The sequence below is a fragment of the Mesorhizobium sp. Mes31 genome (assembly GCF_024519675.1).
Classification (GTDB): Bacteria; Pseudomonadota; Alphaproteobacteria; order Rhizobiales; family Rhizobiaceae; genus Mesorhizobium.
In genome coordinates, this window is record NZ_JALJRL010000008.1 from 127,418 (window position 1) to 149,951 (window position 22,534).

The 22,534-nt window shown below is 63.7% G+C and carries 18 protein-coding genes; 5 read left to right on the forward strand and 13 right to left on the reverse strand.

The features are described from left to right. Nucleotides 1-443: 443 nt before the first annotated feature. A complete protein-coding gene (locus tag NR193_RS15765; protein ID WP_167365283.1) occupies nt 444-2,414 on the forward strand; it encodes a M23 family metallopeptidase in 1,971 nt (656 codons plus the stop codon). 11 nt (nt 2,415-2,425) lie between these two features. Here the strand turns inward: NR193_RS15765 and NR193_RS15770 are convergent, their stop codons facing one another. Continuing rightward, the gene (locus tag NR193_RS15770) at nt 2,426-3,985 is read right to left on the reverse strand and encodes an MFS transporter (protein WP_256751714.1); all 1,560 of its coding nucleotides are present in this window, start codon (nt 3,983-3,985) and stop codon (nt 2,426-2,428) included. Between the two features lie 169 nt (nt 3,986-4,154). Here NR193_RS15770 and NR193_RS15775 point away from each other — a divergent pair, with 169 nt between their 5' ends. Beyond that, nucleotides 4,155-4,787: a TMEM175 family protein gene (locus NR193_RS15775; protein ID WP_256751715.1), complete on the forward strand. Its 633-nt coding sequence runs from the start codon at nt 4,155-4,157 to the stop codon at nt 4,785-4,787. A 24-nt stretch (nt 4,788-4,811) separates the two neighbouring features. On the opposite strand, the gene NR193_RS15780 is transcribed toward NR193_RS15775, so the two are convergent. From NR193_RS15780 to NR193_RS15815, 8 genes are all read right to left on the reverse strand, one after another. Then, nucleotides 4,812-6,305 carry a L,D-transpeptidase family protein gene (locus tag NR193_RS15780; RefSeq protein ID WP_256751716.1) on the reverse strand — a complete coding sequence of 498 codons (1,494 nt, stop codon included), beginning with the start codon at nt 6,303-6,305 and terminating at the stop codon, nt 4,812-4,814. Between the two features lie 150 nt (nt 6,306-6,455). Further along, nucleotides 6,456-6,821, reverse strand: coding sequence for an MmcQ/YjbR family DNA-binding protein (locus NR193_RS15785; protein WP_256751717.1), 366 nt, complete (start codon nt 6,819-6,821; stop codon nt 6,456-6,458). Between the two features lie 60 nt (nt 6,822-6,881). Further along, entirely contained in the window at nt 6,882-9,488 is a 2,607-nt protein-coding gene (gene clpB, locus NR193_RS15790; protein WP_256751718.1) for an ATP-dependent chaperone ClpB, read from the reverse strand. 221 nt (nt 9,489-9,709) lie between these two features. Then, nucleotides 9,710-10,651, reverse strand: a complete 942-nt coding sequence (locus NR193_RS15795) for a DUF4167 domain-containing protein (RefSeq protein ID WP_256751719.1) — start codon at nt 10,649-10,651, stop codon at nt 9,710-9,712. Between the two features lie 303 nt (nt 10,652-10,954). Then, a complete protein-coding gene (gene prmC / locus NR193_RS15800) occupies nt 10,955-11,833 on the reverse strand; it encodes a peptide chain release factor N(5)-glutamine methyltransferase (protein ID WP_256751720.1) in 879 nt (292 codons plus the stop codon). After that, nucleotides 11,826-12,905: a peptide chain release factor 1 gene (gene prfA, locus NR193_RS15805; protein ID WP_256751721.1), complete on the reverse strand. Its 1,080-nt coding sequence runs from the start codon at nt 12,903-12,905 to the stop codon at nt 11,826-11,828. The genes prmC and prfA overlap by 8 nt, the downstream gene beginning before the upstream one ends. A gap of 9 nt (nt 12,906-12,914) precedes the next feature. Then, nucleotides 12,915-15,185, reverse strand: a complete 2,271-nt coding sequence (ptsP, locus tag NR193_RS15810) for a phosphoenolpyruvate--protein phosphotransferase (protein WP_256751722.1) — start codon at nt 15,183-15,185, stop codon at nt 12,915-12,917. Nucleotides 15,186-15,267: 82 nt separating this feature from the next. Then, nucleotides 15,268-16,521 (reverse strand): aspartate kinase, encoded by a 1,254-nt coding sequence (locus NR193_RS15815; protein ID WP_256751723.1) that lies wholly within the window; start codon nt 16,519-16,521, stop codon nt 15,268-15,270. Between the two features lie 247 nt (nt 16,522-16,768). On the opposite strand from NR193_RS15815, the gene NR193_RS15820 reads away from it, so the two are divergent. Then, a complete protein-coding gene (locus NR193_RS15820; protein ID WP_375162707.1) occupies nt 16,769-18,610 on the forward strand; it encodes a CHASE3 domain-containing protein in 1,842 nt (613 codons plus the stop codon). Between the two features lie 86 nt (nt 18,611-18,696). Next, nucleotides 18,697-19,446 (forward strand): bifunctional 2-polyprenyl-6-hydroxyphenol methylase/3-demethylubiquinol 3-O-methyltransferase UbiG, encoded by a 750-nt coding sequence (gene ubiG / locus NR193_RS15825; protein WP_256751725.1) that lies wholly within the window; start codon nt 18,697-18,699, stop codon nt 19,444-19,446. Nucleotides 19,447-19,458: 12 nt separating this feature from the next. Here the strand turns inward: ubiG and NR193_RS15830 are convergent, their stop codons facing one another. Continuing rightward, nucleotides 19,459-20,373, reverse strand: a complete 915-nt coding sequence (locus NR193_RS15830) for a DMT family transporter (RefSeq protein WP_256751726.1) — start codon at nt 20,371-20,373, stop codon at nt 19,459-19,461. A gap of 97 nt (nt 20,374-20,470) precedes the next feature. Here NR193_RS15830 and NR193_RS15835 point away from each other — a divergent pair, with 97 nt between their 5' ends. Continuing rightward, the gene (locus NR193_RS15835) at nt 20,471-20,956 is read left to right on the forward strand and encodes a MarR family winged helix-turn-helix transcriptional regulator (protein ID WP_256751848.1); all 486 of its coding nucleotides are present in this window, start codon (nt 20,471-20,473) and stop codon (nt 20,954-20,956) included. A gap of 4 nt (nt 20,957-20,960) precedes the next feature. Here NR193_RS15835 and NR193_RS15840 read toward each other — a convergent pair whose 3' ends face one another. From NR193_RS15840 to grxC, 3 genes are read right to left on the reverse strand one after another with little or no spacing between them, the layout of a single operon-like run. Further along, nucleotides 20,961-21,386: a DUF1178 family protein gene (locus NR193_RS15840; RefSeq protein WP_091585387.1), complete on the reverse strand. Its 426-nt coding sequence runs from the start codon at nt 21,384-21,386 to the stop codon at nt 20,961-20,963. Beyond that, nucleotides 21,383-22,249 carry a carbon-nitrogen hydrolase family protein gene (locus NR193_RS15845; RefSeq protein WP_256751727.1) on the reverse strand — a complete coding sequence of 289 codons (867 nt, stop codon included), beginning with the start codon at nt 22,247-22,249 and terminating at the stop codon, nt 21,383-21,385. Before NR193_RS15845 ends, NR193_RS15840 begins: the two co-directional genes overlap by 4 nt. Before the next feature lie 11 nt (nt 22,250-22,260). Continuing rightward, nucleotides 22,261-22,530, reverse strand: a complete 270-nt coding sequence (grxC, locus tag NR193_RS15850; protein WP_256751728.1) for a glutaredoxin 3 — start codon at nt 22,528-22,530, stop codon at nt 22,261-22,263. Between the last annotated feature and the right edge of the window lie 4 nt (nt 22,531-22,534).

Genomic DNA, 22,534 nt, shown 5'->3' on the forward strand with positions numbered 1-22,534 from the left:
GCCGCCCTCGTTGGTGAGGCGTATATAGTCGCCACCAACAAGAACTGTCAACAGCTCATTCGAAGTTTTTGAACTTTTTGCGACAGAAATTTCGGGCTCACTTTGTTGGTAGCCGACTGCCCCAACGGAACGCGGACAACACGGGTGGGCGGCCACGAAGGAGCCCTATTGCCGCCGCATTGCCGTTCGACACCAAGGCCAATGAAAAGGGCGTGGCGCCAACCGCGCAGTGCCCTTTCAAGAGCCTTATATGGAAGTGCGCGATAAGCTCTGCAGACAGGGTGCACCGCCTCTCTTTGTAGAGGGCTCTATAAGAGAAGTGCGCGAGGGGGAAACGACCGGGGCCTGGGGCTTCGTTGACTTCACCTGCCGTGACAGGCAAATGTCATGGCCACAACAAAAGCGACAAGCCGTTCCGCCCGGGGAAGAAGCAGCCCTTCTGGATGCCAGACACGGAAGATGTCATAGCCGAACTCGGCAACGAGCCGCCGCTTATCGCGGACGGCCGCAGCGGCCCGCCCGATCGGCGTGAGGTTTCCGCACGCTGGCTGTCGGGAACCTTTCTCACCGGCGTGACCTCGAGCGTGCTGATGGGCGTTGCGCTGTTCGCCGCCCTCGACGGGCGCCAGCAGCTGGCGACCCCGCCCGAAATTGCCGAACTGATCGGCCTGGCCAGCAATGGCGATTCCGGCGAGGTGGCCAAGACGACAAGGCTGGTGGCGCCGCGTCAGATCGCCAAGGCCAAGGACCGCCGCCGCATGGAAGTGTCGATGGTCACCAAGGTCGGCGACCGTGACGTCATCCACACCATGCCTTTCGTGCAGATCAAGATGGCGCTCGCCGCCGGCCACACCACCAACCGCGCCTACCCGCCTTTCGACCCCATGCAGGTGTTCGGCGACGACAGCGACGACGGTGCGGCGCAGCCGGCGGCGGCCTCCGCCGCTTCCGGCCAGATCTACGGCGCCAAGGTCGAAAGCGAGATGAGCCTGAAGACCGTCGACTTTCCGATCGAGACGGCTTCCTTCGACGAAAAGAGCGACCTGTCCGCCGATGAGGTGGAAAAGGTGGTGCGTGAAGCGGGCACCGACCTCAGCGACGGCGCCGTCCAGGTTGCTTCGCTCCATTATGTCGATCCGCAGCGATTTGGCGAAGCCTTTGCCGAGAGCATGGCCGGGTCCTACGACGTCAAGATCGTGCCGGAAAACGTCTCGGTGGCGCCGCGCGCCGCCGCCGACGACCAGGCGCCGGCGTTCGCCGAGGAAATCATCCCCTTCACCAAGGATCTCGACATCACCGAGGCCTTTGCTGATTCGGGCTATACGGGAGACGACGCCACCGGCATGGCCGAGGCGATCACCAAGCTGCTCAACGCGACGGCGCTCAAGGCCGGAACCGTACTTCGTGTCGGTCTCGAGGTGCGTGGCGATGCCGCCAAGGTCGTCCGCACCAGCGTCTACGACAGGACCCAGCACATCGTCACCATCGCGCTCGACGATCGCGGTCAGTATGTGCCGGCGCAGGAGCCGGATCCGAACCCCGAATTGCTGACGGCGTTCGATGATTCGTCGGCACCGGTGGTGGTGCGCGGCAACCTGCCCAACATCTATGACGGCATCTACCGCACCGCCTATTCCTACGGCATGTCGAAGAAGATGACACAACGGCTGATCAAGCTGCTGGCATCAGACGTCGACTTTCAGTCCCGCCTCAACCCCTCCGACCGCCTCGAAGTGCTGTTCTCGCAACCCGATGGCGACGACCAGACCTCGGACAGTTCCGAACTTCTTTACGTCTCGGCGACATTCGGCGGCACGACACGCAACTTCTATCGCTTCCAGATGCAGGACGGCAGCACCGACTATTTCGACGAGGACGGCTCGAGCGCCGAGCAGTTCCTGCTGCGCAACCCGCTGCCCAACGGCAGATTTACCTCCGGGTTTGGTGCCCGCAAGCATCCAATCCTCGGCTATGTCCGCATGCACACAGGCACCGATTGGGCCGCTCCCATCGGATCGCCGATCATCGCCGCCGGCAACGGCGTCGTTGAGAAGGCGGGCTGGGCCGGCGGCTATGGCAAGCAGATCATCCTGCGCCATGCCAACGGCTACGAGACGTCGTACAACCACCAGAGCGCTTTTGCCAAAGGCATCGAACCCGGCGTTCATGTCCGCCAGGGCCAGGTCATCGGTTATCTCGGCCAGACCGGTCTCTCCACCGGTCCGCACCTCCATTACGAGCTGATCGTCAACGGCACCAAGGTCGATTCGATGCGCGTCCGGCTGCCGGTTGGCAAGGTGCTGAAAGGCGATGACCTCGTCGCCTTCAAGCGCGAGCGCGAGCGCATCGACGACCTGCTGAAGCAGGAAGACAGCGATTCGCTGAAAGTCGCGAGCGCCAAGATCGACGGCTGATTCGTTGAAGTTCAGCCTTGGGGATCTTCGGCACGCCGCGACCATGGCAGCCGCTCGCCGGAAATGGTCGTCCACGCGATGACAGCCGAAAGCAGGCAAAGCAGCGCTGTCACCGACGAGACAGCGGAAAACGCAGCATCGCTGGCGGCGAGCCTTGCCGCATCGAGTGCCGGCGCAAGTCCGGCCGGTGCCGGTTCGCCGAAGCCAGGTACGCCGGGCACCGCATTCCCATCCAGTGCATTCGTGTAGACCCAGGCGGCAAGCGACCCCATCGCCGCCACCGCGATCAGGCCGCCGATGCGCGAAACGGCATTGTTTATGCCTGAGGCAGCGCCCGTATCCTTGTCTTCCACTGCCGTCATGATCGCGGTCGACAGCGGCGACACCACCAGCGCCATGCCGAGCCCCATCAGCGCCATCAGCGGAAATGTCCCCGCCCAGAAATTGTGGATGCCGGCATGGGTAAGCAACGCAAGTCCGGCGAAGGCGAGAGCCACGACCAGACTGCCGCAGGCAATCGGAAAACGCGGCCCGATCCGATCCGACAGCTGGCCGACCGGTCCCGACAGGAGCGCGATCGATGCCGACAAGGGCAGGAAGATGAAGCCGACCTCGGCCGTGCTCAATCCCCAACCGGCGATCAGCAGCATCGGCAGATAGAAAAGATTGGCCGACAGCGCGAAATAGAGGAAGAACGTTGCGACATTGGCGCCGGCGAAAGCGCCGATGCGAAACAGCGACAGATCGATCATCGGCTCGCGCTGCCGACGCTCGAAGAAGATGAAGACAGCCAGCAATACGGCGCCGGCGGCAATGCTTGGTCCCGACATATGACCCTCGCCGCTGGCGCTCATCGAGGTCAGCCCGTAGGCGAGCGCGCCGAAGGCCAATGTCGCAAGCGCCGCACCGCCGAGATCCAGACTGCGTTTGGCCGTCGGCGCATCGGCCGGGATCTTGGCCAGCAGAAGATAGATCGAGATGAGGCCGAGCGGCAGGTTGATGGCGAAGATCGCCCGCCAGATGCCGTCGCCGAAAGCCGAGAGCACAAGGCCGCCGAGCACCGGGCCAAGCGCCGTGGTCAGCGCCGAAGCCGCCGCCCAGATGCCTATCGCGCGGCCGCGTTCTTTCTTCGGGTAGGCCTTGGCGATGATGGCGAGGCTGCCCGGCACCATGATCGCGGCACCAATGCCCTGGATGGCGCGAAACGCGATCAGCACAGCCGCATTCGGCGCCAAGGCACAGGCAAGCGAGGCAACAATGAACAGCGCAATGCCTGCCACAAAGGCGCGGCGCAACCCGAATCGATCGCCGGCGGCGCCGCCGGCAAGGATCAGCGCCGAGAGCGTCAACGCATAGGCATTGGAAATCCATTGCGCCTCGGCAAGGCTGGCGCCGAGGTTGACACGGATCGCCGGCATGGCGATGGCCAGGATCGAACCGTCGATGAAGCCAAGTGCCGAGGCCAGGATCGCCGCGATCAACACAAATCGCCGCCGCGATTGCGGACAGAACGTACCGTTCGTGGCCGGGCTGGCCAGCGGGACCGTGGCGACTTCGCTTGGGGAATGCATGGAACCTTGCTTAGACCTCCAGCGCGCCGGCAACAACCGGCCAGTGGCTCGCAGTCATTGAAACCAGTCTCACCCTCAGACCAGCGGTCTTGCCAGGGTGGCACCTCTCCGGGTGCAAACGGCGGCAGTCATGCTAAGTTTCCGGGGAGCTGCTGGCGGGGAGAAATCGATGAAGCGTCCACTCGAACCATCGGCGGAGGGACGCGGCCGCATCGTCGGCATCACCGACGGGGTGTTCGCCATCGCGCTCACCCTGATCGTGCTCGAGATCCGGGTCCCGGCGCACGAGCCGATCCATTCGGAACGCGATCTGCTTGCCGCGATCGCAGCACTCGCGCCACGCTTCCTGACCTATGCCTTGAGTTTCCTGACGCTGACGATCTTCTGGTTCGGCCAGCAGGCGCAGCATGGGTTGATCGCCAAATCCGACAGACGGCTTGCCACGCTGAATCTCTGCTTTCTCGCCTTCATCGCCCTGCTGCCGTTCTCGACCGACCTGTTGGCCGACTTCCTCGAATTAAGGACCGCGGTGCTCGTCTACTGGCTCAATCTGCTGATGCTCGGCGTCACGCTGTTCGCCAGCTGGCGTTATGCGGAGCAAAGCGGCTTTCTGGCGGAAGATGTCGATGCGGAGACGCGACACACGGTCTACCTGCGTATCGTCAAGGCGCAGATCCTGTGGGCGATCGGGGCCGCACTCTGCCTGATCACCCCGTTGCTCAGCGTCGGCTTCATTCTGGTGGTGCAGCTGATCTACGCGGCCACGCCAAGCGCGAAGTGGGTGCGCAGGATCATCGGCTGAGGCGCAGCGGAGGCCGCTGGCTCTTCAATCGACAAACTCAACGGTGACACCCGGCGAGACGAGCTTGGCGAGTTCTCGCGCATCCCAGTTGGTCAGGCGCACGCAGCCATGGCTTTCGGTCTTGCCGATCTTCGACGGGTCCGGTGTGCCATGGATGCCATAGGTCGGCTTGTCGAGCGCGATCCACACCGATCCGACCGGGCCGTTGGGACCCGGCGGAATGGTCAGGATCTTGTCGTTCTGACCCTGCTTGAAATTGATGTTGGGGTTGTAGGTGTAGTTCGGATCGAGCGCGACGCGCGACACCGTGTGCGTACCGGACGGTGACGGCGTATCCGAAGAGCCGATGGTCGCGGGATAGGCCGCGACCAGCTTGCCCCCCGCGTCATAGGCGAAAACCTCTTTCTTGCCCTTGTCGGCGACGATGCGGGCGACCGGCGTCGAGACCAGCCGGCCAAAATTGGCCACCTTGATGATCGTGCCCGGGCGATTGAAGTTGGCGTCCGGGTTGAGCGCCTTGAGATAATTCTCGTCCATGTGGAAGCGCTCGGCGAGCGCTTCGGTCACCGAAATGTAGCCCATGCGGTCGAGCTGCGCCTTCTGGCTGTAGTCTTCCGGGATCGAGGCGACATAGGGGCCGGCCGCATCTTCCGGTGTGATGGTGTAGTTGGCGAAGGCATCGCCGCCGGATTGTGCAAGGGCCGTCTGGATTCCGACCGCATCGGTCGATCGCAGATTGCTGCCCGTGATTTCGTTGTAGGCGGCGAGCGCCTTGTCGACATTCGAACCGAACCGCCCATCGATGACGCCAGGTGAAGCGCCGCCCCGGTCGAGCAGCACCTGAAGCGCGGCGACATCCTGGCGCGCTCCCAGCGAAAGCGACGGCTCGACAGTGGTCTTGTCGCCGGCCTTTGGTGGCAGTGCCGCCTGATCGGCAGGCGCTGCCTGTTCGGCGGGCGCTGCCGGCTGGACAGGTTCTATCGATGCCTCGTCGAGCGGCTGACGCTTGATGGTGCGCGGCTCTGCCGGCTGTGGTGCCTCGGGATAATTGTTGTCGTAGCTGCCGTCGTCCTGGGGCGCCGGCGGGTAGGCTTCCACCGAATTGTCACTATTGGGATCGTATTCGTCGGCCGGCGGCGGGATGACCCGGCCTTCCTCTTGCAACTGCTTGCGGCGGAGCCGCGCCATATCTTCCGGATCGTCGAGATAGTAGCGGTCGTCTTCGGCGGGGACGCGACCAAGCTCGCGCAGCCTTGTCTCACGACGTAGCGCGCGACGGTCGAGCCGTGTCTGCGGCGGCTGGATGGCGATCACCTTGCCGGTATCGGCATCGACAATGACGCGGTTGCCCCTGGCGTCGTAATAGATGTCCAGATTGCCGTCCTGGGCGACAAGGATGCCGCTGGCAGCAGCAGTGCGAACAGCCCGTGGCGAGGTATCGTCGGTCGGCGCGGCCATTGCACTTGAAGAAAGTATCCCGGCGGCGAGCGCCGAGAGGGTGAAGATCGTCCGCAACATGGTGGCCAAACTCTCCGGTCCGTAATTGCCGCCGCCCGGCAGTGTCCCTGTGAGGCGAACCCTTCGCCAACAAACCAGTTACCCAACATATGGTTCCAACATGAACCGGGCATGAAGATGGCGGTTTTCCGGCGCCTCGATGAATGTCAGCTAGCGTGCGGCAAGCCCCAGTTCCTTGCACGCCTGCTTCGTCAGCTTGAGGACAACCAGGCGATGGCTCTCGCGCAGATAGTCCTTCAGCGCAGCATCATCCACACTCTGGCTTGTCCGACGCTGGATCCATGTCATGCCGCGCGAGGCAAGATAGGGCGCCGGCCGCAGTCCCGGTAGCTCCTTGAGCACGTCATAGGCAATGTCGGAGCATTTGAAGGTGACGAAGAGCTGCTGGCCTTGATCCCAGCCGCCGATCGCAAAGACCTTGGCCCCGACCTTCCAGACATGGGCACCGCCCCATTGGACGACATGGGTCGTTGAAGGCAGCGAGGCACAGAAGCTGTTGTACTCGTCCAGCGTCATCCCTGCCCTCGCCATTCATATGAAAACGCCGCGCATCCAGAATGGATGCGCGGCGTCGTATCAGGCTGCTGCCTCGGCCGCGACTATCGTCGGCTTCGAGCGGAAGTTCAGCCGGTCGGAGCCGGCCGTCACCTTGACGGTCGAGCCGTCGAGGATGTCGCCAAGCAGGATCTTCTCCGCCAGCGGATCCTGCAGTTCCTTCTGCATCACCCGCTTCAATGGCCGCGCGCCATAGGCCGGGTCGTAACCCTTGGCCGCCAGCCAGTCGATCGCCTCCTGGTCGAGGTCGAGCGTGATCTTGCGGTCGACAAGCAGGTTTTCCAGCCGCTTGAGCTGGATCTCGACGATGCGGCCCATATCCTGCCGGCGCAGCCTGTGGAACAGGATCACCTCGTCGATGCGGTTGAGGAACTCCGGCCGGAACGAAACCTTGACGACGTTCATCACCTCGTCGCGAACCTGGTCGACATCCTGGTCCTCGCCAAGATTGACCAGATATTCGGCGCCGAGATTCGACGTCATGATGATCAGCGTGTTGCGGAAATCGACGGTACGGCCCTGCCCGTCGGTCAGGCGACCGTCATCGAGCACTTGCAGCAGCACGTTGAACACGTCCGGATGCGCCTTCTCGATCTCGTCGAAGAGCACGACCTGATAGGGCCGGCGCCGCACGGCTTCGGTCAGCGCGCCGCCTTCCTCGTAACCGACATAGCCGGGAGGCGCGCCGATCAGCCGCGAGACCGAGTGCTTCTCCATGAACTCCGACATGTCGATGCGCACCATGGCGCTCTCGTCGTCGAACAGGAAGCTGGCCAAGGCCTTGGTCAGTTCGGTCTTGCCGACGCCCGTCGGTCCGAGGAACATGAACGAGCCGATCGGCCGGTTCGGATCCTGCAGGCCGGCCCGCGCCCGGCGCACGGCTTTCGAGACGGCTTGCACCGCCTCGCCCTGGCCGACGACGCGCTTGCCGATCTCGTCTTCCATGCGCAACAACTTGTCGCGCTCGCCCTGCAGCATCTTGTCGACCGGAATACCGGTCCAGCGCGAGACGATATGGGCGACGTGGTCGGGGGTGACCACCTCTTCGACCATGCCGACCTTGCCGTCCTGGGCTTCGGCGTCCTTGAGCTTCTTTTCCAGCTCCGGGATCTTGCCATAGGCAAGCTCGCCAGCGCGCTGGAATTCACCCTTGCGCTGGGCAATGGCGAGGTCGTTGCGAGCCTCGTCGAGCTGCTTCTTGAGGTCAGCCGCCAGCCCGAGCTTCTGCTTCTCCGCCTGCCATTTCGCGGTGATCTCGGTCGATTCCTCCTCGAGGCCGACGAGTTCCTTTTCCAGGCGGGCGAGCCGGTCCTTCGACGCGTCATCCGTCTCGACCTTCAGCGCCTCGCGTTCGATCTTGAGCTGCATGATGCGGCGATCGATTTCGTCCAGCGCCTCGGGCTTGGAATCGACCTGCATGCGCAGCCGCGAGGCGGCTTCGTCGACCAGGTCGATCGCCTTGTCCGGCAGGAAGCGGTCGGCAATGTAGCGGTTGGACAGCGTCGCCGCCGCCACCAGCGCCGAATCGGAGATGCGCACCTTGTGGTGCTGCTCATATTTCTCCTTCAGGCCGCGCAGGATCGAGACAGTGTCTTCCACCGACGGCTCGTCGACGAACACGGGCTGGAAACGGCGGGCAAGAGCGGGATCCTTCTCGACATGCTTGCGATACTCATCCAGCGTGGTCGCGCCGACGCAATGCAGTTCACCGCGCGCCAGCGCCGGCTTCAAGAGGTTCGACGCATCCATGGCGCCATCCGCCTTGCCGGCACCGACTAGCGTGTGCATCTCGTCGATGAACAGGATGATCCCGCCAGCGGCAGAGGTGACTTCCGAAAGCACGGCCTTCAGCCGCTCCTCGAACTCGCCGCGATACTTGGCGCCCGCGATCAATGAGCCCATGTCGAGCGCCATCAACTGCTTGTCCTTGAGCGATTCCGGCACGTCGCCGTTGACGATGCGCAGCGCCAGGCCTTCGGCGATCGCCGTCTTGCCGACGCCCGGCTCGCCGATCAGCACCGGATTGTTCTTGGTGCGGCGCGACAGCACCTGGATGGTGCGGCGGATCTCGTCGTCACGGCCTATGACCGGATCGAGCTTGCCGGCACGGGCATCGGCGGTCAGGTCGCGCGCATATTTCTTCAGCGCGTCATAGCCCTGCTCGGCACTCGCCGAATCGGCGGTGCGGCCCTTGCGGAGGTCATTGATGACCTGGTTCAACGCCTGCGCGGTGACGCCGGCCTTGGCCAGGATCTCGGCGGTCTTGGCCGATTTCTCCATGGCGAGCGCCTGCAGCAGCCGCTCGACCGTGACAAAGCTGTCGCCGGCTTTCTTGGCCAGTTCCTCCGCCGTCGAAAACACCTTGGCCAGCGGCTGTGCCAGATAGAGCTGGCCATTGCCGCCTTCGACCTTCGGCATCGCCTCGAGTGCCGCCTCGACGCCGAGTTTGACGTCGCGAACGCTGCCGCCGGCGCGCTCGATCAGCGACGCGGCCAAGCCCTCGTCATCATCGACGAGAACTTTCAGCATGTGTTCGGGAGTGAATTGCTGGTGGTTGCGCGAGAGCGCCATGGTCTGTGCGGACTGGATGAAACCGCGCACGCGCTCGGAATATTTCTCAAGGTTCATATCTGTCTCCTTCCATCACCGGCCCGCTTTGCGGCACCGGATCAGATTGCGGTGACGGACCCGCCCATTCGAGCCGGATCCTGTTCAGCCGAGATATGGTGCATAGGCCATGCTGTCTCAAGACGCTTTGATATCGGTCAACGCATAATATTCCGCCGCGGCACAAAACAAAAACGGCGGAGATTTCTCCCCGCCGTTCAATGTCTTGAAGAGCCGTTCGATCAGTTGTCGATGTCGACGATCACCGGTTCGGCGTTGCCGCTGTCGACCGGGGCTATAGCCACCTCGCCGGCGTCGGCATTGTCGCCACCACCGTCGACCTGGTCGGCATTGACGCGCGGACGGCGCGGACGCCTCGGGCGACGGGCGGCACTGCTTTCGGCAGCCTGCTCATTGAGTTCTGCCCGGGCGGCAAGATCTGCCGGCGACAGGTGCTCGAACAGCGGAGCCACCTCGGCGGCAATGGATTCGGACGCACTGGATTCAGTTGGCGAGCCGGTCTCCGCCTGGATCGGGGCCTCGTTGCGCTGCTGCTGACCGCCTTGTTCGGCCGACGAACCATAGTCGCGCTGGCCACCCTGGCCATAACCGCCATTGGGGCGACGATCGCGATGGCGCCCGCCATTGTTGTCGCGGCCGCCATTGTTGCGTCCGCCATTGTTGTCACGCGTGTCGCGGCCGCCTTCCCGGTTCAGCGCGACCTCGGCCGGCATACCCTCGATGATCGGCTGCGGACCGGCGCCATGGCTGACTGCGGGCACCTGTGTCTCGGAATTGGCGTTCCCGCTATTGCCGGCATTATCGAACTCGTCACGATCCTCATCGCCGTCATCGTCGAAGTCGTCGCGATTCTGCTGGACGTTCTGGATTGGCATTTGCGCCTGCGCGGCCGCGATGATGCGATTGTAGTGTTCGGCGTGCTGGAGATAATTTTCCGCCATGACCCGGTCGCCGGAGCTGTGCGCGTCACGGGCAAGGGTGGCATATTTTTCGGCGATCTGCTGAGCCGATCCGCGAATCTTCACGTCCGGGCCATTGCTCTCGTAGTTGCGCGTCAGGGGATTTGGCCCCTTGCGGTTGTTGTTGTTATTATTGTTGTTGCCACCGCCGCCGCCACTATTGTTGCGACCGCGCATGCGCCTGTTCTGCTGTTGTGGCCTCATTCGACTCTCTTCATTTTGAAATTTTCGAAAAACTCTTCACGAACGGAGGCGCTCATGCAGCCAGCCGTTTCGTCTCTTCACCGGCGTTCGCCCGCATCGATTGCGTTGGCGCCACGTGCCATCCTGTTCCGGTTACATCACTTGCCGGACGATTCCCGCACGAAGCTTGGGCGTCGTTTGCGCAAGAAGGCAGCTATTTCCAAGGGAACCGAATCGCTAAGAGCACTGCCTGCTTCGTCTCATCCGGTTGAGGCGACCCTAGCCGCATTCCCCTGTATTGCCAAGCGCTTTTTTCGCACTGCGTCAAGGCTTTCCCTGTTGAAAGACAAGAACCCTGTCGTTTCCGCCGAGATCGCCAAACACCCCAGCGGCCGCATAGCCGGCTGCGCGGAATATCTCGCTGACCTGGTTGCGCTGCGTGTGGCCGATCTCAACCGCGATTCTGCCTTCGGCTTCCAGAAACCTTGCCGCCTCGGCGGCGATGATTCTGTACGGGGCCAACCCATCCGCACCGCCATCAAGGGCCAGGCGCGGGTCGAAATCGCGGACTTCGTCCTGCAGATTTCCAATGTCTTGCGATCGTATATAGGGAGGGTTTGCGGCAATTACATGGTAACGGCCGGAAACTTTTTCGAACCAGTCGGACTGGAGCGCCGTGAACCGGCCGCCAAGCCCGAGTTGCCTGGCATTACGGGTCGCCGTCGCCAGCGCGCCAGCGGCAATGTCAACGCCTGTGGCGATCGCGGCCGGCGCGACGCTGAGCAGCGCCAGCGCAATGGCGCCGGTTCCAGTGCCGAGATCAAGGATGCGGCATTCGCCTTCCCGCGCCGCAATCGCCTCGACGAAGGGCAGCGCCGCCTCGACCAGCGTTTCGGTATCCGGCCGCGGTTCCAGCGTTTCCGGCGACAGCGACAGGCGCAAACCGTAGAATTCACGATAGCCCAGGATGCGGTGCACCGGCTCGCCGCCAGCGCGTCGTCGCAAAGCGGCATCGATTGCCGCGAGAGCGGCCGCCTCGACCTTGCGTTCCGGATCGGCAATCGCCTGCGTACGGCTCGTGCCGGAAAAATGTTCGACGATCAGCCGCGCGTCGAGTGCCGGATCATTGGCAGCGGCCACGGCAAGCCGCGACCGCGCTTCCCGAAGCAGCGGCCCCAGCGTCTCGGGCAGTTTGTCAGCCATCGATGCCGATGTCGGCAAGCAGCTTCGACTGGTGATCGGCGATCAGCGCGTCGATGATCTCGTCGAGTTCACCCATCATCACCCGGTCGAGCTTGTAGAGCGTCAGGTTGATGCGGTGGTCGGTGACCCGCCCTTGCGGGAAATTATAGGTGCGGATGCGCTCCGATCGGTCGCCCGAGCCGACCTGCGACTTGCGCGATTCCGAGCGCTCATCGTCAACCTTGCTACGCTCCAGGTCATAGAGTCGTGCCCGCAGGATCTGCATGGCCTTCGCGCGGTTCTGGTGCTGCGACTTTTCCGCCTGCACCACCATGATGCCAGTCGGCAAATGGGTGATGCGGACGGCCGAATCGGTGGTGTTGACGTGCTGGCCTCCGGAGCCGGAAGCGCGCATCGTGTCGATGCGGATGTCTTCAGCCCTTATGTCGATGTCGACTTCTTCCGCTTCCGGCAGCACGGCCACTGTCGCCGCCGACGTGTGGATACGGCCGCTCGCCTCGGTCGCCGGCACACGCTGCACGCGATGCACGCCGGATTCGAATTTCAGATGGGCAAAGACACCCCTGCCCGACACCGTGGCGATGATTTCCTTGTAGCCGCCGGCATCGCCGTCGCTGGCCGACACCGTCTCGAACCGCCAGCCGCGCGCGGCGGCGTAGCGCTCATACATGCGAAACAGGTCGCCGGCGAACAGGGCTGCCTCATCGCCGCCGGTGCCGGCGCGGATTTCGAGAATGGCATTCTTGTCGTCGGCGGCATCCTTGGGCAGCAAAAGGATCTGGATGTCCTTCTGCAGCGCCTCGATGCGGTCCTCGACCTCCGGCAGGTCGGCCTCCGCCAAGGCTCGCATCTCGGCATCGGTGCCCTTGTCGGAAAGCATCGCTTCGAGGTCGGCCTGCTCATGCTCGGCCGCGCGCAACGCCCTGACCTTTGCCACCATGTCCTGGATTTCGGCATATTCCGACGCCATCCGCACATAGGCATCCGGCGCCGGCCCGGCCGACATCTGCGCTTCGAGCATCTCGAAACGCTTGACGACTTGATCCATACGATCGCGGGGCAGGTTGACCATGATCAGGCGCTACAATGGGATCGAGCGGTCGTCGGCAAAGGCCTGCAGCAGCGCCCGCATCGGCAGCCCCTGCGCCGGCGCCATCAGATTGTCGTCGAAGAACGCCTTCAACTCCTCCAGCGGCAGTTCCGTCAGCATCGCCTTGACGGGGCCGATCGAGGCCGGCGACATCGAGATCGAGCGAAAACCGAGACCGATCAGGGCCATCGCCGAGATCGGCTTGCCGGCGAGTTCGCCGCACAGCGTCACCGGCGTGTGGTTACGCACGCCGGCATCGGCGATCTGCTTCAGGACGCGCAGGAACGGCGCCGACAGCGTATCGAAGCGGTTGGCCAATTGTGTGTTGCCGCGGTCGACGGCCATGACGAACTGGAAGAGGTCGTTCGAACCGACCGAAACGAAGTCGACCGCTTTCATCAATTCGTCGAGCTGGAACAGAAGCGACGGCACCTCCAGCATGGCGCCCAGCTTGAGGCTGGTCGGCAGATGGTGCGCAAAACGCGACAGATGCCGCACCTCGCGGTCGATGATCTCGCGCGCCTGGGCAATCTCGCCAAGCTCGGTCACCATCGGCAGCATCAGCTTGAGCTCACGCCCGCCACTGGCCTTGAGCAAGGCGCGGATCTGGGTGCGCAGCAGCCCCGGCCGGTCGAGGGTGAGACGAATCGCCCGCCAGCCGAGCGCCGGGTTCTCTTCCTGGATGGAGCCCTTGAAATAGGGCAGCACCTTGTCACCGCCGATATCGATGGTGCGGAAGGTAACCGGCTTGTCGCGCGCCGCGTCGAGCACGTCGCGATAGAGCCGCTCCTGGGCCTCGGCACGGGGAAACGTCGAAGCGACCATGAACTGCAGTTCCGTGCGGAACAGGCCAATGCCGGCCGCCCCGGCCTCGGCAAGCTGCGGCAGGTCGACGGCAAGCCCCGCATTCATCAGAAGGTCGACCTGCACCCCGTCCTTGGTCATCGACGGCTTTTTGCGCAGCTCGCGGTAAACCTCTTGCCGGCGAGCCCGGAAACGCACCTTTTCGGCATAGGCGGCCTCGAGATCGGGCTGCGGCCGCAAATGGATCACGCCCTCTTCGCCGTCGACGATGATGGCATCGCCATTTTCCGCCATGGAAACGGCGCCCTTCATCTGGCCGGCGACCGGGATACCCATGGCGCGCGCGACGATGACGACGTGGCTGGTGGCGGCACCATCCTCGAGTACCAGCCCGCGCATCTTCTCTCTGGGATAGTCGAGCAGTTCGGCGGCCCCCATCGAGCGGGCGACGATGATGGCGTCCTTCGGCAGCGAGGCCGCGACATCCTCCGGCCCGCGCCCCATCAACTGGCGCAGCAGCCGGTTGGCGAGGTCGTCGAAATCGCTCATCCGCTCGCGCAGATAGGGATCGGTCATGTGCAGCATGCGGGCGCGCATGTCGCTCTGCACTTTTTCCACCGCGGCCTCGGCCGTCAGGCCATTGCGGATCGCCTCTTCCAGCCGGCGCACCCAGCCGCGATCGTTGGCGAACATGCGATAGGCTTCAAGCACCTGGCGATGCTCGCCTTCGAAGGCGACGTCGCGGCGTTCCAGCATGTCGTCGATGGAGAGCCGGAGCGAGCCGAGCGAGCTTTCGAGCCGCCGAACTTCTTCCTCGCTGTCCTCGTTGAACAGATTGGTGACGACGATGCGCGGCTCGTGCAGCACGACGTGACCAAGCCCGACGCCTTCATTGAACGACAGGCCGGTGAAGCTGACCGGGCGGCGCAAATCGAGTTCGAGCCCGGGTCGGGTCAGCCGCGCCAGATCGCCGGTGGCGATCATCTCGGCAATGACCATCGCCGTGGTTTCCAGTGCCTCGACCTCGTCATCGCGGTAGTGGCGCATGGTCTTGTTCTGCACGACCAGCACTCCGAGCGTGCGCCCTGCCCGCAGCACCGGCACGCCAAGGAAGGAATTGTAGATCTCTTCGCCGGTCTCCGGCAGGTAGGCGAAGGCCGGATGTTCCTGCGCGTTGGAAAGATTGAGCGGCCGCGCGCTTGCCGCGATTGTGCCGACCAGACCTTGCCCCAGCCGCAACTGCGCCAGGTGGACGGCGTTCGGGTTCAGACCCTCGGTGGCGTAGAGTTCGAGCACCGAGTCGGCGCGCAGCACGTAGAGTGAGCACACTTCGGCGACCATGTTGGAGGCGATGTCGCGCACAATGCGGTCAAGCCGCTCCTGCGGCTCCAGCGGCTCTTGCATGAGCTCGCGGAGCCGTTTTAGCAAAACGCGCGGGCCACTGGCCTGATCACGCATCGCGGCTTCTTCTCCAATGGGCATTTTGCCCGCCGCAGTTTCGGCTGCGGCCGGCGCTCACGCAACAACTGATTCAGTCTTGCTACTGCTTATCCAGACCGTAGACCGAATGCAAAGTACGAACCGCGAGTTCAGTGTACGGACCGTCGATCAGGATCGAAATCTTGATCTCGGACGTCGTGATGGCGCGGATGTTGATCGACTTGTCGGCCAGCGCCTTGAAAGCGGTGGCGGCGACGCCGGCATGGCTGCGCATGCCGATGCCGATGACCGAGACCTTGGACATTCCGGCTTCCGATTGCACGACGTCATAACCGATGGAGGCCTTCAGGCGTTCGAGCACGGCAAGCGCCTTGTCGACATCCCCCGAAGGAACGGTAAACGTCATGTCGGTGTACTTGCCGTCCTCGGAAATGTTCTGGACGATCATGTCGACATTGATGTTTGCCTCGGCCAGCGGCCCGAAGATACCGGCGGCGACGCCCGGCCGGTCGCCGACACGGCGCAGCGAAATCTGCGCTTCGTCCTTGGCATAGGCAATTCCGGTGACGACCTGCTGTTCCACGATCTCTTCCTCGTCGCAAATGAGCGTTCCGGGCGGATTGAGCAAATCCCCCATTCCGGGCGCATCGGGATCGTCGAAGGACGACCGCACGAAGGTACGCACCCTGTGCACCATGGCAAGCTCGACCGAACGCACCTGCAGAACCTTGGCGCCGAGCGATGCCATTTCAAGCATTTCCTCGAAGGAAATCTTGGCCAGCCGCCGCGCCTTGGGCTCGATGCGCGGATCGGTGGTGTAGACCCCGTCGACGTCGGTGTAGATGTCGCAACGATCGGCCTTGACCGCCGCGGCGATGGCCACGGCACTGGTGTCGGAACCGCCGCGGCCAAGCGTGGAGATGCGATTGTCCGGGCCGATGCCCTGGAATCCGGCGATCACCGCCACCTGGCCCTCGCCGAAACGCTTGATCAGGAACGCGCCGTCAATGTCGAGGATGCGCGCCGCGCCGTGGGCGTTGTCGGTCTTGATCGGGATCTGCCAGCCCTGCCAGGAGCGCGCATGCACGCCCATATTCTGCAAGGTGATCGCCAGGAGGCCGGCCGTGACCTGTTCGCCGGAGGCGACGACCGCGTCATATTCGCGTGCGTCGTGCATCGGCGAGGCCTCGCGCGTCCAGCCAACCAGTTCATTGGTCTTGCCGGCCATCGCCGAAACGACGACCGCCACCTCGTGGCCGGCATCGACCTCGCGTTTGACGTGACGCGCCACATTGCGGATGCGGGCGATGTCGGCGACGGAGGTTCCGCCGAATTTCATCACGATGCGCGCCATGGAAGCGAAATGCCTTTGACTGAAGCCGGCTCGAAGCCGAAAGCGGAAGAGAACGCCCGGCTGACGCCGGCCGCTGAATGCGCGGCCTCCTTAGCCAAATGATGAAGGTTTCGCAAGGCTGGCGGCGGATTGCCGACTTCAAGACGGCGGCATATTGCGTTCCGGCGCGGCGGCCCTTACCAAATGCTGCCTGTGGGGAGTTCCTTTTGGTTCGGCATAACAGATGATTGTTCGTCTTCGGCGTGCCATGCGACGGCAATCGCTGCCGCTCGTCATCGGTTTCGCGGTGCTGGCGCTGATCGTCGGCACCCGAGCCGTGCTCGTCGAGAGCCAGAGGGCCAATCGCGCCGCCGCCCGCCAGGCAATCGAGTATCAGGACGCGCTTTCCGGACTGCTTTCGCTGGCGCAGGATGCGGAAATCGGTCAGCGCGGCTACCTGCTGACCGGTGAGAAATCCTATCTCGAGCCTTATCGGCAGGCCGTCGAGGCTATCCCGGGGCAACTTGCCCGCATCGACAGCATGACTGCTCCTGACAACGAACTCACCCCGCAGATCAGCCATATCAAAGAGGCGCTTTCGCAAAAGCAGGCCGAATTGGCAGAGACAATTGCCCTCTACGACCAAGGCAATGCAACGAAGGCGCTGGAACTGGTGCGCAGCGGCCAGGGCAAGGCCGCCATGAACGAGATCCGGGCCGGCATGGACGCGATCCGGCGTATCGGCGCTGCCACCATCGCCGCCCGCGACGAGCATACCGACCAGGTCGAGGCCTGGCTGCGCATCGGCTCGCTGGCCGCCCTGCTGGCGATCTTCCTGCTTGGCGCCTACACCATCCGTGAATCCCGGCGCCGCTTCCGCGAGGTGGCCGTTGCCCAGGAGGAGCTGATGCGCAAGAACATAGCGCTCGGCAATGAAATCCAGACGCGCGAAAAGGCTGAATCCCAGATTCGCCAGATGCAGAAGATGGAGGCCGTCGGTCAACTGACTGGCGGCATCGCCCATGACTTCAACAACATGCTGGCGGTGATCATCAGCGCCATGAACCTTGCCCAGCGCAAGCTGGCGCGTGGCGAGAACGACATCGCGAAATTCATCGAAGCTGCGACCGACGCGGCAACCCGGGCCGCCAACCTGACAGCCCGGCTGCTTGCCTTCTCGCGCCAGCAGCCCCTGGCGCCGCAGATCGTCGACACCAACCGTCTGGTGACCGGAATGTCCGATCTGCTGCGGCGGGCGCTCGGCGAAACCATCCGCATCGAAACCGTGCTGGCAGGAGGCTTGTGGAAGACCCACGCCGACCCGAGCCAGATCGAGAACGCCATCCTCAACCTCGCGGTCAACGCGCGCGACGCCATGGGCGACGACGGCAAGCTGACCATCGAGACCGCCAACAGCCACCTCGACGACGACTACGCCGCCACCAATGCGGAGGTCACGGCCGGCCAGTATGTGATGATCGCGGTCAGCGACACCGGTGAGGGCATGTCGCAGGAAGTCATGGCCAAGGCCTTCGAGCCGTTTTTCACCACCAAGCCGGTCAACAAGGGCACCGGCTTGGGATTGAGCCAGGTGTTCGGCTTCGTCAAACAGTCGGGTGGCCACGTCAAGATCTATTCCGAGCCCGGCGAAGGCACGACGATCAAGATCTACCTGCCGCGCTTTTTTGGGACCGAAGAAGCCGCCGTGCCGCCAGGGCGTGGCGAGCGTCCTGCGCCTGTTACCGAAACCATCCTCGTCGTCGAGGACGACGCCCGCGTGCGTGCTGCCACCACGGATGCCATGCGTGAACTCGGCTACACCGTCATCCATGCGGCGAGCGGCCAGGAAGCGTTGCAGAAGCTGGCGGAAAACCCCACTGTCGCACTCCTGTTCACCGACATCGTCATGCCGGGGATGAACGGCCGCAAGCTTGCGGAAGAGGCCGTGTCGCGCCGGCCCGGGCTGAAGGTCATCTTCACCACCGGCTTCACCAAGAACGCCGTGGTCCACAATGGCGTGCTCGACCATGACGTGCACTTCCTGGCCAAGCCCTTCACGATCGAGCAACTGGCGGCCAAGTTGCGCGACGTGCTCGACGCCAGCACTTGAGGTCTGGCACTTGTCAGCATTCAAAATTGCCGCCTTGACATTCGCGCCCTCACGCCCGACTTCCTAGCGCTCGAGGAGACCAATCTATGCCAGAGCCCCGACGATCGACGATCGATGCCGGAGAAGTGGAACGCTTTTCCGCCCTTGCCGCCGAATGGTGGAATCCGAACGGCAAGTTCCGCCCGCTGCACAAGTTCAACCCGGTCCGGCTCTCCTATATCCGCGACCAGATAGCGACGCGTTTCGGCCGTGATCCACGCGCGGCACGGCCTTTCGAGGGCCTGCGCATCCTCGACATCGGCTGCGGCGGCGGCCTTTTGTGCGAGCCGATGGCACGGCTTGGCGCCGAGGTGGTGGGAGCGGATGCCTCCGAAACAAACATCGAAGTGGCGAAGTTGCACGCGGCCGAGGGTAATGTGAGCATCGACTATCGCGCCACGACGGCTGAGGACCTGGCCGACGCCGGCGAGAAATTCGACGTCATCCTCAACATGGAAGTGGTCGAGCATGTCGCCGACATCGATCTGTTCGTCGCCAAGTGCGGCGAGATGGTTCGGCCCGGCGGCATCATGTTCGTGGCCACCATCAACCGCACGCTGAAGGCGCTGGGCCTTGCCATCATCGGCGCCGAATATGTGCTGCGCTGGCTGCCGCGCGGCACGCATCAATTCGGCAAGCTGGTGCGCCCGGAAGAGCTCGAAAAGGCGCTTGGCGGGGCCGGCCTGACCATCATTGACCGCACCGGCGTCACCTACAACCCGCTTGCCGACCGGTGGACGCGGTCGAAGGACATGGACGTCAATTACATGGTGCTGGCGGAAAAGGGATCGGTCTGACCCTGTATCCATTCAGGCATTGGATGTCCTATGCCATCTGACTTTCTGACTTTGCGCCATGGTGGTGATGAACACCCCGGCGGTGACGATGATCGCGCCTGCCCAGGTCAGCAACTGATAATGCTCGCCGAGGAAGATGGTGCCGGCAAACAGGCCGACGGCTGCGGCCACATAGCCGATCTGGCTGAGATAGACCGGGCCGCCGACCGCCTGCAGCCGAAAGAAGAAGGCGAACATCGCCGACGCCGACGCGACCTGCGCGACGACCACCAGCGGCACCCCGCCAAGCGGAGTGAAGGCCCCCACGCCCAGCAAGGCGAGAATACCGGCTAGCAGCAGCGCCGCCGATGCCAGATGGCTGCCGACGGCGAGCTCGATCGGGCCGGTGCCTTCCGGCCAGTCGACCGTGCGGTAGATGTTGCCGGCGGCAAGGCTGACCGGAATGAGCAGGCCCATCACCACCCAGAACAGCTCGGCCGGCTGACCGGCCTCGCCGCGTGTCACCGCCACCATGACGGCACCGACGAAGCCGACGGCGATGCCGACGATGCCCAGCATGTTAGGGCGCCGGACACGCAGCAGGATCGAGAACACCAGCGTGATCACCGGCGACAGCGTGAACATGATGCCGGTATAGCCGGCGCCAAGATGCGGTATGGCCGAGAACATCAGGAGATTGGGGACGGCATAGGACACAGCCGCGGTGACGAAGAAGTAGCGCAATTTGTGCGTGGTGAGCCGGATGCGCTGGCCGCGCAGCAGCAATGAGCACAGCAGCACGCCGCCGGCGCCGAGCGAGATGACGAAAGCCCAGACCATGGCTGGAACGCCGGCAGCCGTGGCAAGCTTGCCGAACGGCAGCGTCAGGCCGAGCAGGCCGCCGGTGACGACCAGCAGGCCGAGCGCCGAATCCCAGAGTAATTTCATGATCGAGCCCTGTCGTGCGCGGCCCTTGGCCAGCATTGCGTCTTGCGGTAAGATAATGGAAAGATTCTTAACGTCAAGATACATGATGGTGAGACAGTTGGACAGGGCTGCAAGAGCGATCGAGCAATGGAAACGGGAGCGGCCCGATCTGGATGTCTCGCCGATGGCCGTGCTCGGACGGCTGAACGAGGCTGCATCCCTGATCGCCCGCGAACGCCTCGCGCCGCTGTTTGCCCGCTATGGATTGCAGTCCGGGGAATTCGATGTGCTGGCGACGCTGCGTCGCTCCGGATCACCCTACGCGCTGACGCCGACCGCCCTCTACGAAGCGACGATGGTGACGTCGGGCGCCATGACCAACCGGCTCGACCGGCTCGAAACGTCCGGATTGATCCTGCGCGGCCCGCACCCCAACGACCGGCGCGGCATTGTCGTGCGGCTGACCGAAAAGGGTCTCGCCCTGGTCGACGAGGCCGTTACCGCCCATGTGGCCAACGAACATCAGATCCTGTCCGGCCTGACCCAGGCCGAACGGGAAACGCTCTCTCGTCTGCTGGAGAAACTGATCGGGACCGTGACCTGACCGGTCAGTTGCGGTCGTCCGGAAACACCGGGATCGGCATGAACTCGACGCCATCCTCGGCCAGGCTCTTGGCCTCCTCCAACGTCGCCTCACCATAGATGCCGCGCGCATCGCTCTCGCCGAAATGGATCTTGCGCGCTTCCTCGGCAAACTTGTCGCCGACATAGTCGGCGTTCTCGCGCACCTTCTCGGCCATCGCCTTGAGCTGCGCCAGGGCCTGCTTCTGCGCTTCGCCCATGGCGAGCGCTATCGTTTCCTGCTTGCGTGCCGTGGAGACGGCCGGTGCCATCAGCGCTTTCTGCACCTTGTGCGAGCCGCAGGTCGGGCAATCGACGAAGCCACGTTTCTTCTGCGTGTCGAAATCGTCGTTGCTGCGGAACCAGCCCTCGAATTCGTGCTCGTGCTCGCAGATCAGCGCAAAGCGTATCAAGACGCCGCACCCCTGAGTCGCAGCGCCTCGGACGAACCGGCATTGACGGTGAAATCCCGCGCATTTTTCAAGTTGGGGATCTTCTTGCGCGCCGCGGCCGACTGCGCCGGGTCGATCTCGGCGACGATCACCGCCGGCTCGTCATGCGCGGCTTCGGCGATGATGCGGCCCCACGGGTCAACGATCAGCGAATGGCCATAGGTCTCGCGGCCGTCCTCATGCAGGCCACCTTGCGCTGCGGCGACGACATAGGCGCCGTTTTCGATGGCGCGCGCCCTGAGCAGCACATGCCAGTGCGCCTCGCCCGTCTGACGGGTGAAGGCGGCGGGTACGGAGAGCAGATCGGCGCCGGCCAGCGCCTCGGCGCGGAACAATTGCGGGAAGCGCAGGTCGTAGCAGACCGCGAAACCCAGCTTTGCGCCTGCGATCCCTGTCACCACGGCCTCGGTGCCTGGCTCATAGGCGGCGGATTCGCGCCACGACTCGCCATTGTCGAGATCGACGTCGAACATGTGGATCTTGTCGTAGGTGGCGAGCGTGGCGCCGTCCGGGCCGAACAGCAGCGCCCGGTTGGCGAGCTTGCCGTCGGCACGCAGGATGGCGGTCGAGCCGATATGCAGGAAGACGCCGAGCTCGCTCGCCAGTCCGCGCGCGGTCGAGACAATGATGTCCTTGTCCTCGGAGGTGAAGGACGCGGCGCGCGCCTCCCTGTCGCGGATCAGCGCCCCGGTCATTTCCGGCGTCTGGATGTAGCTCGCACCTTGAGCCGCCGCTTCGCGCACCAGCCGTTCGAGATCGATCGCGTTGCGCTCGGGGCTTTCGCCTGAACGCATCTGGATCGCAGCGGCCTTGAAAACACCCATCGTCATATTCCTCAAATCGTCGCACCGTTGGCGAGCAGTCTGTCCAGCCGGCCCTCGGCCTCCAGCTCGTGGAGGTCGTCGCAACCGCCGACATGCGTGTCGCCGATGAAAATCTGCGGAAAGGTCGAGCGGCCATGAGAGCGGGAAATCATCTCCTGGCGCAGCTCCGGCGAAAAGGAAGCGTCGTGCTCGGTGTAAGCGACGCCCTTGCGCTCGAGCAGCCGCTTGGCTGCTGTGCAATAGCCGCACATCATGCGGGTGTAGATCGTGACGTCGACCATGGCG

Coding starts and splice junctions, on each gene's coding strand:
- NR193_RS15765 (WP_167365283.1), top strand. CDS start 444: ATGCCAGACACGGAAGATGTCATAGCCGAACTCGGCAACGAGCCGCCG.
- NR193_RS15770 (WP_256751714.1), bottom strand. CDS start 3,985: ATGCATTCCCCAAGCGAAGTCGCCACGGTCCCGCTGGCCAGCCCGGCC.
- NR193_RS15775 (WP_256751715.1), top strand. CDS start 4,155: ATGAAGCGTCCACTCGAACCATCGGCGGAGGGACGCGGCCGCATCGTC.
- NR193_RS15780 (WP_256751716.1), bottom strand. CDS start 6,305: ATGTTGCGGACGATCTTCACCCTCTCGGCGCTCGCCGCCGGGATACTT.
- NR193_RS15785 (WP_256751717.1), bottom strand. CDS start 6,821: ATGACGCTGGACGAGTACAACAGCTTCTGTGCCTCGCTGCCTTCAACG.
- clpB (WP_256751718.1), bottom strand. CDS start 9,488: ATGAACCTTGAGAAATATTCCGAGCGCGTGCGCGGTTTCATCCAGTCC.
- NR193_RS15795 (WP_256751719.1), bottom strand. CDS start 10,651: ATGAGGCCACAACAGCAGAACAGGCGCATGCGCGGTCGCAACAATAGT.
- prmC (WP_256751720.1), bottom strand. CDS start 11,833: ATGGCTGACAAACTGCCCGAGACGCTGGGGCCGCTGCTTCGGGAAGCG.
- prfA (WP_256751721.1), bottom strand. CDS start 12,905: ATGGTCAACCTGCCCCGCGATCGTATGGATCAAGTCGTCAAGCGTTTC.
- ptsP (WP_256751722.1), bottom strand. CDS start 15,185: ATGCGTGATCAGGCCAGTGGCCCGCGCGTTTTGCTAAAACGGCTCCGC.
- NR193_RS15815 (WP_256751723.1), bottom strand. CDS start 16,521: ATGGCGCGCATCGTGATGAAATTCGGCGGAACCTCCGTCGCCGACATC.
- NR193_RS15820 (WP_375162707.1), top strand. CDS start 16,769: ATGCGACGGCAATCGCTGCCGCTCGTCATCGGTTTCGCGGTGCTGGCG.
- ubiG (WP_256751725.1), top strand. CDS start 18,697: ATGCCAGAGCCCCGACGATCGACGATCGATGCCGGAGAAGTGGAACGC.
- NR193_RS15830 (WP_256751726.1), bottom strand. CDS start 20,373: ATGAAATTACTCTGGGATTCGGCGCTCGGCCTGCTGGTCGTCACCGGC.
- NR193_RS15845 (WP_256751727.1), bottom strand. CDS start 22,249: ATGGGTGTTTTCAAGGCCGCTGCGATCCAGATGCGTTCAGGCGAAAGC.
- grxC (WP_256751728.1), bottom strand. CDS start 22,530: ATGGTCGACGTCACGATCTACACCCGCATGATGTGCGGCTATTGCACA.